This is a genomic window from Paraburkholderia sp. J10-1 (genome assembly GCF_905220165.1).
GTDB lineage: Bacteria > Pseudomonadota > Gammaproteobacteria > Burkholderiales > Burkholderiaceae > Paraburkholderia.
In genome coordinates this window covers 213,026-229,225 of the sequence record NZ_CAJMYW010000003.1, presented here as the reverse complement: position 1 = coordinate 229,225, position 16,200 = coordinate 213,026, and the positions used below count along the sequence as shown (strand labels likewise).

At 60.5% G+C, this 16,200-nt stretch carries 21 protein-coding genes; 19 read left to right on the top strand and 2 right to left on the bottom strand.

Annotation, left to right across the window (positions count from 1 at the left end; translation table 11 throughout):
• Window positions 1-24: 24 nt before the first annotated feature.
• The 4 genes from U5A65_RS13670 to U5A65_RS13655 all read left to right on the top strand — a co-directional run bounded on the left by U5A65_RS13670 (window position 25) and on the right by U5A65_RS13655 (window position 2,293).
• Window positions 25-483, top strand: coding sequence for a D-Ala-D-Ala carboxypeptidase family metallohydrolase (locus U5A65_RS13670; RefSeq protein ID WP_321946563.1), 459 nt, complete (start codon window positions 25-27; stop codon window positions 481-483).
• 350 nt (window positions 484-833) lie between these two features.
• Complete coding sequence (locus U5A65_RS13665) at window positions 834-1,580, top strand: hypothetical protein (RefSeq protein ID WP_321946735.1); 747 nt, start codon at window positions 834-836, stop codon at window positions 1,578-1,580.
• 76 nt (window positions 1,581-1,656) lie between these two features.
• Window positions 1,657-1,983, top strand: a complete 327-nt coding sequence (locus tag U5A65_RS13660) for a hypothetical protein (protein ID WP_321946562.1) — start codon at window positions 1,657-1,659, stop codon at window positions 1,981-1,983.
• Entirely contained in the window at window positions 1,973-2,293 is a 321-nt protein-coding gene (locus U5A65_RS13655; protein WP_321946561.1) for a hypothetical protein, read from the top strand. Before U5A65_RS13660 ends, U5A65_RS13655 begins: the two co-directional genes overlap by 11 nt.
• A gap of 40 nt (window positions 2,294-2,333) precedes the next feature.
• On the opposite strand, the gene U5A65_RS13650 is transcribed toward U5A65_RS13655, so the two are convergent.
• Both U5A65_RS13650 and U5A65_RS13645 read right to left on the bottom strand, forming a co-directional pair.
• Entirely contained in the window at window positions 2,334-3,152 is an 819-nt protein-coding gene (locus tag U5A65_RS13650) for a Bro-N domain-containing protein (RefSeq protein WP_321946560.1), read from the bottom strand.
• Window positions 3,153-4,557: 1,405 nt separating this feature from the next.
• Window positions 4,558-5,301 carry an XRE family transcriptional regulator gene (locus tag U5A65_RS13645; RefSeq protein ID WP_321946559.1) on the bottom strand — a complete coding sequence of 248 codons (744 nt, stop codon included), beginning with the start codon at window positions 5,299-5,301 and terminating at the stop codon, window positions 4,558-4,560.
• A 405-nt stretch (window positions 5,302-5,706) separates the two neighbouring features.
• Here U5A65_RS13645 and U5A65_RS13640 point away from each other — a divergent pair, with 405 nt between their 5' ends.
• The 15 genes from U5A65_RS13640 (at window position 5,707) to U5A65_RS13570 (ending at window position 16,190) form a co-directional block, all read left to right on the top strand.
• Window positions 5,707-5,973: a hypothetical protein gene (locus tag U5A65_RS13640; RefSeq protein ID WP_321946558.1), complete on the top strand. Its 267-nt coding sequence runs from the start codon at window positions 5,707-5,709 to the stop codon at window positions 5,971-5,973.
• Between the two features lie 318 nt (window positions 5,974-6,291).
• Window positions 6,292-6,711: a hypothetical protein gene (locus U5A65_RS13635; protein WP_321946557.1), complete on the top strand. Its 420-nt coding sequence runs from the start codon at window positions 6,292-6,294 to the stop codon at window positions 6,709-6,711.
• Between the two features lie 23 nt (window positions 6,712-6,734).
• The gene (locus U5A65_RS13630) at window positions 6,735-7,331 is read left to right on the top strand and encodes a nuclease domain-containing protein (protein ID WP_321946556.1); all 597 of its coding nucleotides are present in this window, start codon (window positions 6,735-6,737) and stop codon (window positions 7,329-7,331) included.
• A 213-nt stretch (window positions 7,332-7,544) separates the two neighbouring features.
• Window positions 7,545-8,573: a site-specific DNA-methyltransferase gene (locus tag U5A65_RS13625; protein ID WP_321946555.1), complete on the top strand. Its 1,029-nt coding sequence runs from the start codon at window positions 7,545-7,547 to the stop codon at window positions 8,571-8,573.
• Window positions 8,567-9,013 (top strand): XF1762 family protein, encoded by a 447-nt coding sequence (locus tag U5A65_RS13620; RefSeq protein ID WP_321946554.1) that lies wholly within the window; start codon window positions 8,567-8,569, stop codon window positions 9,011-9,013. Before U5A65_RS13625 ends, U5A65_RS13620 begins: the two co-directional genes overlap by 7 nt.
• Complete coding sequence (locus tag U5A65_RS13615; RefSeq protein ID WP_321946553.1) at window positions 9,010-10,347, top strand: DNA cytosine methyltransferase; 1,338 nt, start codon at window positions 9,010-9,012, stop codon at window positions 10,345-10,347. Before U5A65_RS13620 ends, U5A65_RS13615 begins: the two co-directional genes overlap by 4 nt.
• The gene (locus U5A65_RS13610; protein ID WP_321946552.1) at window positions 10,344-10,619 is read left to right on the top strand and encodes a hypothetical protein; all 276 of its coding nucleotides are present in this window, start codon (window positions 10,344-10,346) and stop codon (window positions 10,617-10,619) included. The genes U5A65_RS13615 and U5A65_RS13610 overlap by 4 nt, the downstream gene beginning before the upstream one ends.
• A gap of 89 nt (window positions 10,620-10,708) precedes the next feature.
• On the top strand, window positions 10,709-11,551 hold the full coding sequence (locus U5A65_RS13605; protein ID WP_321946551.1) for a hypothetical protein: 843 nt from the start codon (window positions 10,709-10,711) through the stop codon (window positions 11,549-11,551).
• Window positions 11,548-11,844: a hypothetical protein gene (locus U5A65_RS13600; protein ID WP_321946550.1), complete on the top strand. Its 297-nt coding sequence runs from the start codon at window positions 11,548-11,550 to the stop codon at window positions 11,842-11,844. Before U5A65_RS13605 ends, U5A65_RS13600 begins: the two co-directional genes overlap by 4 nt.
• Window positions 11,841-12,998 carry a hypothetical protein gene (locus U5A65_RS13595; RefSeq protein ID WP_321946549.1) on the top strand — a complete coding sequence of 386 codons (1,158 nt, stop codon included), beginning with the start codon at window positions 11,841-11,843 and terminating at the stop codon, window positions 12,996-12,998. Before U5A65_RS13600 ends, U5A65_RS13595 begins: the two co-directional genes overlap by 4 nt.
• Complete coding sequence (locus tag U5A65_RS13590; RefSeq protein ID WP_321946548.1) at window positions 12,995-13,930, top strand: hypothetical protein; 936 nt, start codon at window positions 12,995-12,997, stop codon at window positions 13,928-13,930. Before U5A65_RS13595 ends, U5A65_RS13590 begins: the two co-directional genes overlap by 4 nt.
• 518 nt (window positions 13,931-14,448) lie before the next feature.
• The gene (locus U5A65_RS13585) at window positions 14,449-14,943 is read left to right on the top strand and encodes a hypothetical protein (RefSeq protein WP_321946547.1); all 495 of its coding nucleotides are present in this window, start codon (window positions 14,449-14,451) and stop codon (window positions 14,941-14,943) included.
• The gene (locus U5A65_RS13580) at window positions 14,940-15,173 is read left to right on the top strand and encodes a DUF2188 domain-containing protein (RefSeq protein WP_321946546.1); all 234 of its coding nucleotides are present in this window, start codon (window positions 14,940-14,942) and stop codon (window positions 15,171-15,173) included. Before U5A65_RS13585 ends, U5A65_RS13580 begins: the two co-directional genes overlap by 4 nt.
• Entirely contained in the window at window positions 15,166-15,669 is a 504-nt protein-coding gene (locus U5A65_RS13575) for a hypothetical protein (protein WP_321946545.1), read from the top strand. Before U5A65_RS13580 ends, U5A65_RS13575 begins: the two co-directional genes overlap by 8 nt.
• Window positions 15,669-16,190 (top strand): hypothetical protein, encoded by a 522-nt coding sequence (locus U5A65_RS13570; RefSeq protein ID WP_321946544.1) that lies wholly within the window; start codon window positions 15,669-15,671, stop codon window positions 16,188-16,190. Before U5A65_RS13575 ends, U5A65_RS13570 begins: the two co-directional genes overlap by 1 nt.
• The last annotated feature ends 10 nt before the right edge of the window (window positions 16,191-16,200 follow it).

Sequence of the window (16,200 nt, the reverse complement as noted above, 5' to 3'; positions counted from 1 at the left end):
GCGTCATCGACGCCAGGATCCGCCATGACTGCAGAAGCCAAGCTCTCCAAGAATTTCGCTCTTTCCGAATTCATCATTAGCCAGACCGCGGCGCGGAAGAGCATCGACAACACGCCGACGCCCGATATCGTCGCGAACCTGACACTGCTCGCAAATGCGCTCGAGGACGTGCGTGTACTACTTGGCAATCGCCCGATCCTGATCTCGTCCGGGTATCGCTGTCCGGTGCTAAACAGGGCCGTAGGTGGTGCGCTGTCCAGCGCGCACGTCCAGGGGCTGGCGGCCGATCTCACTTGTCCAGGCTATGGTACGCCGCTAGCGATTTGCAGGGCGCTAGCGGGTAGCAAGATTCCCTACGATCAAATTATCTTCGAAAGCACGTGGGCGCACTTCGCCATTGCGGCGCCCGGAAAGTTGCCGCGGCGTCAGGTACTCACCGCGCATTTCGGCTTCGGCGTTACGACATACTCGATTGGTCTTTGAGCGCCTTTGCGCCGGCGGTTTGACGTAAGCCGAGGCGCTGCGTTTCTCCCTCTGCGATACTGCTGCGCCGGTTTGGCTGCACAACGGATACATCGTGAGCCGAATCTCTCGGATATTTCTTAGTTATCCGAGCAAATTACAGAATAGAGGGAGCAAAAATGAGAAAAGCGATTGGCTGTATTGCCGCTTTTGCGTTGATCCTGACTGGGTGCTGGAAGGGTTCTGATACCTCGACAGCGGCGAGTACTCAGGCGCCTTCATCTGCACCGGCAGCGTCAGCACCTCCAGCGACAACACCGCCGGCGCCAACACCGCCGGCAGCCGAGGCTGCACCGAGTCACAATTATTCGATGGCGGAATCGGATGGGACTTACGGATACGAGCCAGCGCTGAGTGAGGATGATGTGCGCGCCGGGAAGGCGACAAAGGCATTGGAGATGATGCGCTACGTCGGCAATCGCAACGGCACCTACGTCATCCTGCTTCTTGGTACTGATGCAAGCGACACGGAGATATCCAATCGTGTGAGTTGTCAGTCGCCATGCAATTATGCGAAATCGGAGACTCTCGCCCGAGTTGTGTTCGGAGCGTTGGTGACAACTGTGGTGCGGAAGACGGAGACAATTCGCGTGGCGCCGGACTCGATTATAGGCGCGATGCTCGCCGATGCTATCTCGGGACATCTCAAACCATACGGACAGGGGTCAGGCAATACGATGCCACAAGCTCAGTTTGTGCCGTCCGCGACTACGCCAACAGCCACAGAGGCGAACGTGCCAGCGCAGGCACAGCAATCTGTCGGCGGGGACGCTAGCGCGCCGCAAACGAGCTTCGACTGCAGCAAGCCCGGGACGGTTGCGCAATACCTGATCTGTGGCGACTCCGCGTTGGCGACGTCGGATCGTGAACTCGCCGACCTCGTTCAGCAGGCCCGCAACGCAGTGCAAGACCAAGCGGGCTTCGGAGAGCGCATTAAGAAGCAATGGAACTACCGGGAGAAGAACTGTAAGGACAAGCCCTGTCTTGCGGCTTGGTACGCCTACGAGAAGGACATCATGACGAAGATCGCCCAATCGGGTGATGTGAACGCGAAGTAGTTCGGTTGACGCCAGGACAATCGGCTTGCTTCTGATGTGTTCGTCATGAACTCCAGGGTGCCGAGAGGATGCGACTATGGAACAGCAGATGGAAGACAAAGATGACGAAGCCAAGCGCATCGCAAAGCTGACAGAGTTCTTTGGCGAACGAGGCGTGAAAGAAATATGTGATGCGTGCGGACATCTAGATTGGACCGTTGCTCCAATGACTAGCTTGTTTGCGCTAACTATGTTTCCAGTCCCGCGACTCGGCGGAAAAGATGGATCGGTACTCGACGGTCGTCACTTTCAGCCGGTCATCGTTACTGCCTGTCAGAACTGCGGCTTCGTCAGATTGTTTAGTGGCACCGTATACTCTCAGTGGCAGGCGCAGAAGGTGATGGAGGAAGGCGATGGCGTATAATTCGCCGCACACCAATGTTGTCTCGTTCCCTGCCGGAAAGCGCGTTGACTCCGGCGGCGGAGGGGGAGATGATCAAACTATGGAAGCCCGAGTCAAAGCACTGGAAGACGCGAATTTCGAGACGCGAGATCGCCTCGCGCGTATTGAAACGCGCCTTGACATTACAGCAACCAAGGCGGATCTGTCAGATCTTCGGGTTGAATTGCACAAGGCGATAAACGCGCAGACGTGGAAATTCGTCACGTACGTCGCGACGATATGTTCGGCCTTGGTCGCCGCGACATACTTCCTGGTAAATCACGGTCACTAGTTCGACTAGAGGGGGGAGTGCTCAACTCCCCCGGCCTACGTTACGCAACCAGTAACGCCCACATTTCTCCACGCGCCCACAGTCCAAGGCGCCGGATCGTCTGCTCACGGTATGACGATATCGACTCCTGGTATTCCTGCTTCATCTCCCGAATGACACTCGTGATTTCTTCGCCACGTCCGATTACGCGCCGAATGAGCATTGTTTCGGCCTCACCGAGCGCTTCACGGCCGTTGGCGATGAGCACGAGCAACCGGCGAAGCTCTTGAAGCAGGATCGGCATATGACGGTGTTCGAACGGATTCGGAGCGGGGCAGTTCGCGGCGCGCCTGAGCGCCGCCCAGACTGCTCTATTCGCGGTACGGTCGTATCGGAACTGGCCGGCGATGAGGTGAACGATGCGCGTGAGCTCGGTCATCTGCGCATAGGAGAGGGGGCCGGTGGGGAGATCGTCTTGCGGGTCGACGATAGGGGCGGGCTGCTCATAGCGGCCGTGCTTGCGGATGGCGGGCAGGACTTCGGCGGTGACCCACTTGCGGAAGCGGTGAGGGAGTGTCCCGCGCTTCACAGCGTCGCGGCAGCGAAGGATGAGGGTATAGAGGCCGGATTCGTTGATGATGTTGGCTTGGTCGTTACCGCGACTTAAGCCCTGAATTGAAGTAAGGGCTTGTTCGTCAGCGTCGAGCGCGTGCAGCGCCTTGGTTGGATTGCCGATACCAATGGCTCGGCAGACATCGGCGGCAACAAACCACGGCTCTCCATCGCGCTTGACACCGCGAATTGGATGACCTTCAAAGGAAAAGGAAAAATCGGGGGAACTAAGGTCGAGCGCGAGCGCGCCCTGTTGTGGGTGTGCCATGAAGCGACTCCTGCGTGAGCTTTGAAACCATCGCGGAGTCGCTTCTACACAACTCCGGGTGGTGGCCGGGAGGGTAGAAGCCGAACGCAGTCGGTGGGCGTATTCCCCTTGCGGGTATTGTGTTAGCCGCACTCCCGGCCTCTGAAAGGAGGCTGGACACAATAAATCCACGGGCTGACGGGCGTGGCGGCCGCTGCGTTTGGAGCTTCTACCCTCCAAGCGCGCACTATACCCATTCAGCAGTCAAACAATTATCCCATAATTGAAAACGTTGAGCGGCGTCAGGGTTGACGCTCAGGCCAGCGCCTTCGAAATGGCTGAATCGCCGTGGAGTGGTCGTATTGCGCGCGAGAGGGTGGCGGCGCTCGAGCGACCCGGTCGAGAGTTCCGGGGAGGGCTTTGCCGCTCGAGGCCACCATAGAGACGCCGGCCTGACATGCTGGCGGCCGACTCAACGAGGATAGCGACTCCCAACGCGGTGAACATGCTCGTTACCCCTCGGTGCGGCAATCGGTCCTGGTCACTGCGTTGTCACAATTCCAGTTCGCCAATTGGATCGAAGGACGGGCACGCGACGGGCACATTGTGCGCAGGCTTGCGAGCCGAGTTGCCGCGCCGTGCTCGACGCTCGCGCTTGCGCAATCGAACGTTGGAGCGCTCGCAGGCTTGTCCATATACGCCTGCACGATGCAGTACAACCAAAGGCCCAGTGCACACGCGACCCAGCGTGCGAGGACTTGAAAGCCCGATCTAAGGCTGGTCTTTGAGTTCATCGTGAGATCTCCCGTCGGTGGGCGGCAGCGCTGCTGCCTTGCCCGCTGTGGCACTTCGCCTGATGTAATCCGGTTGAAAGGGAAGCTCTGCGGCATCCTCGCCATCTGCGATCGCGTCGAAGCCATGCGCGGGCGGGCGCCCGGTAAGCTCGCGCAATCGCTTTTGAGCGAACCCGGGGTTAGGCCTTTCGAGAACAGGCAGCCTTTGAGTCATTGGTAGTGCGAAGGAGATTGAGGGCGCCGCAGCGGCGTAACAGCTACGCCGCATACGCCGAAGCGCTCAGCACTAGACTCTTGCACCGTCTCGTAGACGTCCATCGAAGACGGCCCAAGTGCACTAAAACGGAGCACGTCCCCTTGAGGCGTCTTGACCTTGACCGAAAACGTAATCATGAGAGCACTCCCGATCCAATCAACGATATTGTCGATATAGATATATCGATGAGCGAAGCGTATTCTGCTCCGATCGAGGGTGTCAATTCAAATGTCTATGTTTGCGTGCGCGGAGATTGATCGGGTGCAAGCTTGCGTATGATGCAAGTAGCGTGAAACTAGATAGGAGGCGTTTGCCCCCTGTCTTTTACAAAGAATTACGGCGGAGTTGGGGGACCTAGGTTTCCAGCTTGGCTCTTTCAGCCTTCACGACTTAGCAGACGACCCAAACACTTGAACTTGGTCAATTGCTCGACGGTTATGTCTTCGTCTGGATATCTGTGCTTGTCTTCGTTGACACTCGTGAGGGTTGCTTTGTCGCCGGTTGTTGCGACTTGGACGCGCTTTATTCGGACGCCTGCTGGCGTGCCGAGCGCGTAGACGTGTCCGCCTTCAAATGCTGCTGAGGGAGGGGCAACAAAGAGGCATAGATCGCCGTGAACAATGCTGGGATACATTGAATCACCGTCTGCGATGACTGCGACTACAGACTTTGGATCTAAACCGCGGGCCTCAAAGAATTGCTTAGTTTTTATGACTGGAGACCAAAGTTTCTCGAGGTCGGAAACTTTAACTTGAGCGGGTCCGGCTCCGCCGCAACTACCGGCGGAGGGCAGGAGCTTGATTGTGCGAAGCTCCGGTTGATTGCCGGCTTGTTGCTTTAGACCCTTCGGCCCCTCAGCCAAATCTGGCGTGCCTCGGCCAGTCTCAAGCCAAAGAGCGTCGACTTCGAGTGCCTTAGCGATGCTCGCGATCTTGCCGCTCGAGATTGAGCGTCCTTTCTCAAGCGCGGAGATCGTCGGCTGTCGCAGCTCCGCACGCTCGCCCAGCTCCAATTGTGACATTGGAGGGTTCTTGCTCAGACGTATTCTGCGCACGCGTTCGCCGATTGACTCTTGCTTCTTCATGAAAGGTTGCTCGATGGCGTTGAGAGTGTTGGCCATTTTGGCCAACACGTTGACTTTGTCGTGTCGGGCCACAGTCACGGTGCGAGTCCCGAGGATGTTTCAACTTGGCGACAGGGCCGCGGTGGCCACCCCCGTGCTTTAACTGTCGAATTCATCGTCCCCCCGCTATTTGATGGTGGTCTATAGATGCGTTTGACGGCTCAGCCCGATGCACTCCAACGACGGCGCGTCAGCGCGCGGTGTCACGCGAAGAGCAGAAATGACCATGCTAAATGACCATGCCTCAGGGCGTGCTTATACCATGAAATAGCACCATTCGAAACCCGGCCAAACTTTGACGTGGCACCGGCTACGTGTCGATCGTCAATCAAACATCTATTTGGTCTGTTGTTTCCATCTATTGAAATGCTTATACTTGTCCGACCGGTAAGGATGTCGGGAATGCGGTTCGCTCCCGATGAAACGAACGAGACGAACATGCGCATCTCCGAAACAATCCAGGCACTTCAAAAGGTTGGGCTCACGCAAGTGGCAATCGCGAAGGAGCTCGGCTGCCAGCAGGCGAATGTCAGTTATCACCTCAACGGCCGACGCGGAGGACGGGCCCGGAGCCCGCGTCCGTCCGAGAAGTTCGTTAGCGGGTTGCGAAGGCTGGTGCAGCGCTACGCAGACAGGCTCGACCTTCCGGCAGGGGCGCTCGATGAATAGGGTCGAGGGTTGCAATCGGGCGGCGCGTTGTCTTGCGTTCGCAAACGTTACACCTGTTCTCTACAGGTGCCGTCTGGGAAAGTTGTATGCGCAAGACATGATAAAAGCGCGAAACGCACCGTTGCGGATAGAGTTGCGTGCAGACCGGCCAGGAGGGCTGGCGGTCGACGGTTCAGGAGTTCTGACCGTGTGTCGTACTTACGATATGCATATAGAGCAGATCGAGGTTGTGAGGAGGGCGGACTGCGCCGCGGCAATCCGGGGGCCGGCGAGACGCATCGCAACAAGAGATCGGCTTTCATCGCTTGGGTGAGACAAATGAATCTTTCGGCAAGCAAGGACGAGACAGAAGTTGCTGCTGTCGGCAGGTTGAAACGATCGGGGCCATGGCGCGCGTATGCGTGCGCAGAGGGCATGGTCATTGCGAGTGACCGGGAAACGGCTAAACGGCTTTGCGACTGCTCCACGATCGGGTATGTGGGGATGACGTTGGGCTACAAGCGGTTCGTTGAGCGCCTGATCGACGATGAAATTCTGACGGACGACGGGCTGCCGCTGCGGGAGTACGTGGAGAGCGGCTTTTTCCTCGTGCATCTTGGTGACGATGACTACGACTCGGGAGCCGCACAGCGCGCACCGGGACTTGTCACGCTAGTCAGTCCGGAGGGGCAGGTCTGGCTTGCGAGGCGATATCCGCCCCGGGCAACAGCACGCACCGAGCGGCGAATGTTGGAGTGAATCGGCTACAAACGGGTTGAACGATGTCGAAGATTACGGACTCGGCGCGCGGCGAAGAATGCACGCTGCGCCTGCCGGGCATCTGCAGCTACGACCGTGAGCAGACGGTCTGGGCGCACGCCAACATCCTGGATGGTGGGAAAGCGTTGGGGAAGAAGCTCAAGCGCGTCGACCACCTTGGCGCCTACGCGTGCTACTTCTGCCACATGATTCTCGACGGCCAGGCGCCGCGACCGGCTTGGATGACGCGCGGCTTTGTGCTTGGCTGCTTCGAGCGCGGAATGGATACGAGCCGCTTGATCCTGGTGCGCAAGGGGCTCTGGCCGAAGGAAGCCGATCTCGCGACGAAGCCGGTGCGCCGTGCTCGCCCGATTACGAAGCGACCGACGGCGCCGGAAGATGACGCGCGCGAGAAGCGGCGATGGCCGTCGCGGCCGATGAAGACATCAGGGACCGGCGAGAGCCGCGCGAGCTACAACTGGCCGAGCCGGGAGCTCAAATCGGCGAATCGTCTTCAATCGCGTCCCTTTCCCTCACAGGCGAAAGGTGAGCGTTTGCGGGAGTCAAAGAGTCAACGGAGGGCTGACGTAAATCGGTCTGTGCGAAAAGCTGGCCTTTAGAGATAGAAACGCCTATATACTCATGATGAAATATAGAAATGGGAATTTTCTTCGGTGCAGGCACAACGATAGGGAGCGAGGGGAAGTGAAGGTTGGGGCAGGGCTTGCAATAGCTGGCGGGGCGGCGGTCTTTGCGTGGATCGCCGTCGCTTCGCCGTTCTCCGGCGCGGTCCTGTTGCTGCTCGGGTTTCTTTACCATTTCGTGGAGTGACCATGGGGCTCAATGATTGGCTCGACCGCTGCCACTTCGGCGACTGCCGCGACACGATGCGCGCCATGATCGCTGACGGCGTGAAAGTGCAGACGTGCGTGACGTCGCCGCCGTACTACGGACTCCGCGACTACGGGCACGCCGGCCAGTTTGGCCTCGAAGAGACACCCGCCCTCTATATCGAGGCGATGGTCGAAGTATTCCGGGCCGTGCGCGACGTGCTCGCTGATGATGGGACGCTTTGGCTGAACATCGGGGACAGTTACGCTGGCTCGTGGGGCTCGCAAGGACGCCAGGGCAACACCGGGCAGATGGCCGGAAGGTCCGTTGCGAATGTTCGTGAGCGATCGAAGATCCAAGCTGCGCGAATTGAAGCCGGCGCGTATCCGGCGAAGATGACTCGAACGAGCGCGATTCCAGAGGCCTCCGGGCTCAAGCCGAAAGACCTGATTGGCATCCCGTGGATGCTCGCCTTCGCACTACGCGCTGACGGGTGGTATCTGCGCTCTGACATCATCTGGTCGAAGGGTAACCCCATGCCGGAAAGCGTGACTGACCGCCCGACGAAAAGTCACGAGTACCTGTTCCTGCTCTCGAAATCAGAGCGCTACCACTACAACCACGAGGCGATCAAAGAGCCCGCTGTGAGCGAGCATGCGTCTGGCAACGGTTTCAAGCGCGATGCACGCCTGTCGTACATGGACGCAAATGGTGCCCGCGGGAACGATGAACATTGGACTGACGTTGGCGGCAGCCGGAATCGGCGTTCGGTCTGGAATATCAATACCCAACCATACAAGGGCGCGCACTTCGCTACGTTTCCCGAGGGTCTCGTTGAGCCTTGCGTGCTCGCAGGCTCGCGTGCTGGCGATGTCGTCTTTGATCCTTTCTTTGGTAGTGGCACGAGCGGCCGGGTCGCTCAACGCCTCGGGCGCAGCTACATCGGCCTTGAACTGAACTGCGAATACGAGCCGTTGCAGCGCGATCGCCTGCGACAGCCGTCGCTCCCGCTGGAGATCGGCTCGTGCTGACGGTCTCCCCGATCTCGCTCGATGAGGCGAACGCATTCGTTGCCGCGCACCATCGGCACCACGGCCCAGTCGTGGGCCACAAGTTCAGCATCGCTGCGGTCGACTCGCGCGCTGCGGTGTGCGGTGTCGCGATCGTCGGGCGCCCTGTAGCACGCGGCAACGACGACGGGTGGACCCTCGAGGTGAGTCGATGCTGCACAGATGGCACGCGTAACGCCTGTTCGATGCTCTACGGCGCCGCTTGGCGCGCGACGCGCGCGCTCGGATATCGGCGGTTGATCACCTACACGTTGCCTGCCGAGGGTGGTTCGAGCCTTCGTGGCGCTGGATGGCGACTCGTCGGCGCGCGCGGTGGCGGCAACTGGAACACGCCAGCGAGGCCGCGCGTCGATACCGACCAACTGCTGCGCGGACAAAAGCTTTTATGGGAGGCGGTGTGATCTACGGTTCCGTTTGCTCGGGGATCGAGGCCGCGAGTGTCGCGTGGCATCCACTGGGCTGGCGCGCGGCATGGTTCAGCGAGATCGAGCCGTTTCCGTGCGCTTTGCTCGCGCATCACTATCCGACCGTGCCGAATCTCGGCGACATGACGAACTTCAAGGTATGGCCCGATGCAGCTATCGATCTTCTCGTCGGCGGAACTCCCTGCCAAAGCTTCAGCGTCGCCGGACTCCGAAAAGGACTGGCAGACCCGCGTGGCAACCTCATGCTTACCTATCTTGCCATTGCTGCAAGATATCGGCCCCGCTGGCTGGTATGGGAAAACGTCCCCGGCGTCCTGTCGGCAGACGGAGGTAGGGCATTTGGAACCCTGCTCGGGGGGCTGGCAGAACTCGGGTATGGGTTCGCCTACCGCATTCTTGACGCTCAATATTTCGGAGTGGCCCAGCGACGCCGCCGTGTGTTCGTTGTCGGACACCTTGGAGACTGGCGACGTGCAGCCGCGGTACTTTTTGAGCGCGAAAGCCTGCTCGGGAATCCTGCGCCGAGCCGCGAAGCGGGGAAAGGAATTGCCCCGACCCTTAGCGCTCGCACTAAAGGTGGTGGCGGACTCGGCACGGACTTCGAATGCGACGGAGGATTGATTCCCGGCGTCGCTCGAGCACTGACGACCAGCAATCAGCGCATCGATGCCGAAACTGAAACGCTTCTCGTGGCGCATTTGTTGCGCGGCGAGGGCTTCGACACCACCGAGGACGGAACGGGGCGCGGTACGCCGCTAGTGCCGGTGGTCGCCCCAACGCTTCGAGCTGGAGGCAACGCAACCGGTGGAGCGCGGCCGTATGGAACCGATGTTGATACATGCGACAGCGTTGTTCCTGTTGCGTTCGATCTCCAGCAGATCACAAGCAAGGCGAACCGTTCACGTGTCGATGCTGCATTGCCAGCGCCGACGATGGCGAAACAAATTCAGATGCACGCCATTACGTTTCAGTCCTCGCAATCCGGCGTGCGCCTTGGCGATACGCATGCGACCTTGGACGCGAATAACGGGCCGCGCCGGCATAACGGCGTAATGGTCGGATCTGCTGTTCGCCGCTTAACCCCGCGCGAATGCGAGCGCCTTCAAGGTTTCCCCGACGACTACACCCGCATCACCCTGCGCGGTAAACCTGCCGCCGACGGCCCGCGCTACAAGGCGCTCGGGAACAGTATGGCGATTCCGCCCATGCGCTGGATTGGGGAGCGTATTCAGACGGTGGACGAATTGATCGCGTCACTAGGCGCGTATGTGCCTACTTCCGGGTTTCTGAGTAAGGAGGAATTGCGATGAATATTTCAGGGAAGCACATAGACACCTTGGTTGCACTCGTGGAGAACGGTCCATGCTGGGACGGCGACGTACCGAGCAAGAGCGCTCGCGACGAACTGATCGAGGCTGGCCTTGCTGTGCGCGTTGTCGTGAAGCTCGAAGACGGCTACACAGCGGCGACTTATGCGGGCCGCGAAGCATACAAGGCGCAGTTCGGCAATGCGGACACGATGCAGGAGGCGAAGGCATCTCGGCTGGCGGGGCGCGCGATCAGCAGCGCTAAGGCGCGTTGATTCGACTACGAGGCGCGCGGCTCTATCGGGGTGCAGATAGGGTGCGCAAGCGTATAGATCGAACAAGCTAACTATATCGGGATTGGGGCATGGCAAAGAACAGCGTTGACGTATACGGGGCGAAGACCAAAACGAATCTGATGGGCTTTGATCCCGATGAGCTCGTACTAGTGACGGATGAAAAGCATCCACTCTATGACTCGCGTGTGCACTTGCCGCTCGACGAGAACATGGTGCGCAACATCGACTACCAAGGAGTGATACAGCCGATCGAGGTCTGCAAGAACACCGAGACGGGGAAGATCGAGGTGGTTCTGGGGCGACAGCGCGTAAAGAACGCACGTGAGGCGAATCGCAGGCGCCGCGAACGCGGCGACCCGATTCGTTTGGTGCCCGGGTTCGTTCGTAGTCTCAAGCCGAAAGACCGCGTGAAAGCGCTGACTACTGCGATAGCAAGTGAAAACGTAATGCGTAAGCAGGAGACGCCCATATCGCGCGCCGAGAAGATGGCGCAGCAGATTGCGCTTGGTCGCAGTGACGCGGAGATGGAAGTTATCTTCGGCTGCAAGATGGCGACGATTCACGAAGCGCTGCGTTTGCTCGAGTGCTGCCAGGCGGTGCGGGACGCCGTTGAGAGCGGCACGATCAAGGCGAATCACGCATTGAAGCTGGCGGAACTCCCGCCGGAAGAGCAGCGCGCCAAGGTCGAGGCTCTCTGTGTGGCCGGCGAGGGCGCGAAGGGGCACGCAAAGGCGCGTGCACAGCGCGCGGTGCTGGAAGGCGAGGCGCCGCCGCGGATGATGACCCGAAAGAAGATTGAAGCGGAACTCGAGCAGGCGACGGGTGAGCGCGCCTCTGCTTTGCGCTGGGTGCTGGGCTTTGTCGAAGACGGCGCGGCGACCGGAACAGAAGACGAGCGGCGGCCGACATGAAGGCCTTCGGTTACGAGATCCCGGCGAAGGTTGAGGCCGCAATTCTTGACAGGATGCGTACCGCGACGTTTTTGCCCGTCAACATCGAAACGGAACTTCAGCGCCTTCTTCCGGCTGATGCGAGGCCCTGCGCGGGACGCGCACATCGGCGCGCGAGCCGTCCGGATATCTGCCGTCAGGCTTCAGAGCGGCTGATCAAGCGCGAGCGGCAAGCAGGAAGTATCGAAGTCATCGCTCGTCTTGGCCGCACGCCGATATTCAAATGGAGCGGACCGGGGGGTGAGGCGCAGTGAGGCTTTCCGACTTTCTCGATGGCGTCGGTCATCCCGTCGCTTACTACCCAGCGCTGGCGCAGCCATTGGGCGGGGTGAACGCGGCCATCTTATTCGGGCAGATCTATTACTGGCTCAAGCGCTCGACGCATGAGTTAGGTGTCCACAAGACGATGGCGGAACTGACCCGGGAGACGGGGCTATCGCGCACGGAGCAGGAGACTGCCCGGAAGGCTTTGCGGCGCTGCGGCGTGTTGATCGAGACGCATCGCCGCCTTGAGCACAAGGTCTATTTTCAGCTTGATCTGGACCGGCTTGAAGCGCTGATGGTTGAGCGCGCGCGAGCCGAGGAAGAGGGCGAAGGGGCGGCTGCATCCGCGAGTGCAGAAAGTCCGCATTCCCCAATGCAGGATTCCTGCATTGGGGGAATCGGGAAACCTGCATCCGGGGAAGCGGGAAACCCGCAGTCGCGAAGCGGCAAATCCAGCATCCGCGGCGCGGCAAATCCTGCATTCGTTAACGGGGTTAAGACTACTGCAGAGACTACAGCAGAGAGCAGCAGCAACGCGCACGAGGCTCCGCCTGTGGATAACTCGGGCCCGGATCTGCTGCCGCTGCTGCCTGACGGAGAAAAACCCGGACCACAACCCGGCGCGTCGGCTGCCGTTGCCGCGCCGCCGACACGCGAGGCCGAGCTCGTTGCGGCTCTGGCCGCGCTGCCGCGATGCGGATTCGACGCCGCGACGGACCGCACGCTGCTGCTGACGTGGGTCGGGCGCGAGGTGACGACGGCCGAGCTGGTCACGGCGCATGGCCGTGCGCTGGCGGCGAGAGCGCGCGACGGCGACGATCGGGCGGTGTTTGCGAATTTTCTCGCGCGATTTGTCGACGAGGTGCTGGCGGAGCGCGCCCCGGAGGCTGGCGGCGCTCCGGAATGGTGGGCGGCTGGCGAGCGCGAGGTCTGCAACGAGGGTTACCGGCTCGGTGTGCGCCCGAAGAAGCCGGACGAGCCGCTACACGCCTACCGGGTGCTTGTTGCGAAGGCCGCGGGCAAAGGCCCGTGGATCGATTGGGTCGTGAAACACGCGGAGCGCACGAACTCCCCCGAATTCTTCCGATACGTCACCGAGACATTCGGTGATGCCTTGATGCCTACGGACTACTACCCATCGTGAACGACATCCTTCAACAACCGGGCATGCGCGTGAAGACTTGGACGCACGATCAGCTCGCGCACGATCTCGCGGCACACCTTCGCGGCATGACAGACCGGCGTGTCTGGGTGGATATGCAACTCGGGCCTGCTGCGAGCGCTCGACCCGACGTGTACACGATCCCTTGCAGCTTCAGCCGCTTTACGCCGCTGGCGTACGAGGTGAAGGTGAGCATGGCGGATTTCCGGCGCGATATCACGAAGGGCAAATACACCGACTATCTCGCATACGCGAGTGGCGTCATCTTTGCGTGCCCGGCTGGCTTATTGAAGCGCGACGACATTCCCGCCGGCGCAGGCCTGATGACGCGGGGTGATGAGGGCTGGCGTGTCGTGAAGGCGCCGACGCTGACGAAGTGCCCTGATTTGCCGCGCGCGCTCTGGCTGAAGCTCGTGATGGACGGCGAGCGGCGCGACCATGAGCGCCACGCGTACATGGCACTGCATTGCCGGCGCGACCTCGTCGAACATCTGGCGGTCGAGAAGGTGCGGCGGCAGTTCGGCGAGGTGGTGGCCGCAGCCGTGCAGGACCATCGGAGCGCAACGACCGGTCGGCTCGCGGGCCTGCGCGCCGCGATCGATCATCAGGCGATGCTGCTCGAGGCGGAACTCGCGCGCGTGCAGCAGCGCCGCTCGGAAGAGTTGGCTGACCAGGGGCGCCAGTGCAGCGACCTGCTGCGCGATCTCGCCGCGGCGGTCGGCATGGAAGCGGACCCGCGCCCAGCGCACATCGAGAAGATGGTCCGACGGCTCGAGGCCATGATCGCACTTTCGCAACGGGACACGGCCGTGAAGGAACTGCTGGGGATCGTCGGGCAGTTCCGCTGGGGCGTGGATCGCGCGCGCGAAATCGAAGCGGCGGTGAAGGCGCGACAGCAACAGGAGGCAGCATGAGTAACGTTTCGTCGCTCAACGACAGGCGCAGATCGGTCTTTTACACCGTCACGATCGAGCACAAGTGGTCTGGGGCATTTAGTTTTTGGATAACGGGTGTCGGTGATGACCCGACGCCACAAAGCAGGCAGGCGATCGCTGCTGGGCTCCTGGAGGCGATTCGACTCATCGATTCATCCGTACTGGAAACCGCGGGCAGTTCGGTCAATTGTGCCGCGAATGACCACGGGCACGATGCGCGATCGTCGCAAGGGCCGTGCTGTTGTCGAGACTCCGACACCTGGCCGAGCGGCCAGTATTGCGCCTATGTCAACGGGCAACCGGCGTGTCGGAATGTCTCAACAGCAGACGGGGATACCGAGGGAAGTACCGGGGGTGAAGCATGAAGTCAGTGGTGCTTGTGGCGCTTTGCGCGTTGATCACCTGCATCAACGTAGCGCTGTTCTGGAAGAACTCGGAGTTGTACCAGAGCAGGGCCTATTGGCAAGGCTACGTTCGCGGTGCTTGTCAAAGCGGAGATGAAAAATGACTCCGGTGACTTTGCATCTAACCGTCTGGTTCCTCATTTATCTCTCAGTTGGCTTGGTCTTGATCGGTTACCGCTGGGCTGGGCTTTGCAGCGTGGTCATGGCGTTCGTGGCCGCGATCGCGCAGGCGCGTTCGCACGGGGTGGGCGCATGTTGACGGTGCTACGCGTCGAGGTGCCCAAGCTCGTCCCAATCACATACGGCAAATACAGGAACCGCGTCACCTACGAAGAGCGCGATACCGAACTTGTGACGTCGGTGCGCGCGCTTCGCCGCATCGAAAAGGCTGGCGGCTGGGACGAAGAGCGGATCGAGGCCGATGCGTATATCACGCCCGGTGAGGCCCGACAGATTGAGGGCAGGCGATCGGCGTGGAAAACACCGGAGATTCGCACATGCATTGTCCATGTGAGCAAAAACCGGAAGTCGCTGGCGGGCTTTCTTGCGAGCGGCGATCGCGAATGGGACGTGAGCGAAAAGCCATGACGAACAAGGATCAAGTGGTGGAGGACGCATTCTGGGTCGTTTCTCCGGAGGGCAAGTTGCCGCCTGAACTTCGCCACTCGACTCCGGCGGCTGCCGTTGCAGTGGCCGAAGGCATGGCGCGCGATAACCCCGGCGTGAAGTTTTACGTGCTTGTGCCGACTGCCGCGCGAGAGGCTAGCGGCATGGTGCAGACCGAGATCACGGCGCCGAAAGGTGGGCGGCATGGGTAAGGGCTCCCTTCGCTATCCAGCGAGCGCGATTGCAGGCGGGCGTTTCAATAACGCGGTGGTGCGCGGTGCGATTGTGGAAGCCGCGACAAATCTCGCGGACACGGCGCCAGTGCCGCTCGACGGCGCGATAGCCGCGCTATCGGGGCGCGCAAAGGTCGAGCCGAAGGCAAGCATGCAGGCGCTCGGCCGCCTCGGCGGCGGCGTGATGAACAAGACCGAGGGCGCATACGCGGACCATCTCATGGCCCTGCAATCTATGGGGAGCGTGCTCTGGTTCCGGTTTGAGGGGCTGAAGTTGCGCCTCGCAGACAAGACGTTCTATACGCCCGACTTCGCGGTGATCGTGGCGAGCGGCGCGATGGAGTTTCATGAGGTCAAGGGGCATATGACGGACGACGCGGCGGTCAAGATCAAAACTGCCGCGCGGCAGTACCCGTTCGTCTTCAAGCTGGTGCGGAAAGGCAAAGGCGGTGTTTGGGACATTAGGGAGGTGTGATGGGTGTCATGCAAGTAGGTTTGGCTTCGCGCTGGTCGCCGGCTGATGCCGCGGCGTTGGCCCGATTCGTGGATGGCGGCGAGATCCAGCCAGCAGCGTTCAAATACTTCTCAGGCCGTAGCAGGTCCGCCATACGCAAGAAGGCACGTGCAATGGGTTTGCTGACGGAGGAAGCCGCGCGCGATCGTGTCCTCAGGTTGATGAGGGACCGTCAAGTGCGTGTTGCTGCGGACGTCGCAAAGGCGCTCAAGCTCGAGCACGACGCGGCCGTGAGCATCCTTCGTGTGTTGTCACGAACGGGGCGAAACCAACAGGTCCATGTGGTTGGCCTCCTTGAGCGCCGGGTAGCGTACATGATCGGTCCGGGTGAGCACTGCCGCGACGATATCGAGATCAAAGACGGGTGCATGAAAAAGCGCTTTCGGCATGCGGACGAAGTCGCAGCTGCGGTGGCGCGCGCCGACTCAGTCGTCTTTCGTGCGTTTCACGCGATGGTGAGCGTGGGGCTCGTAAGCGCGTGAGCTTGAACAA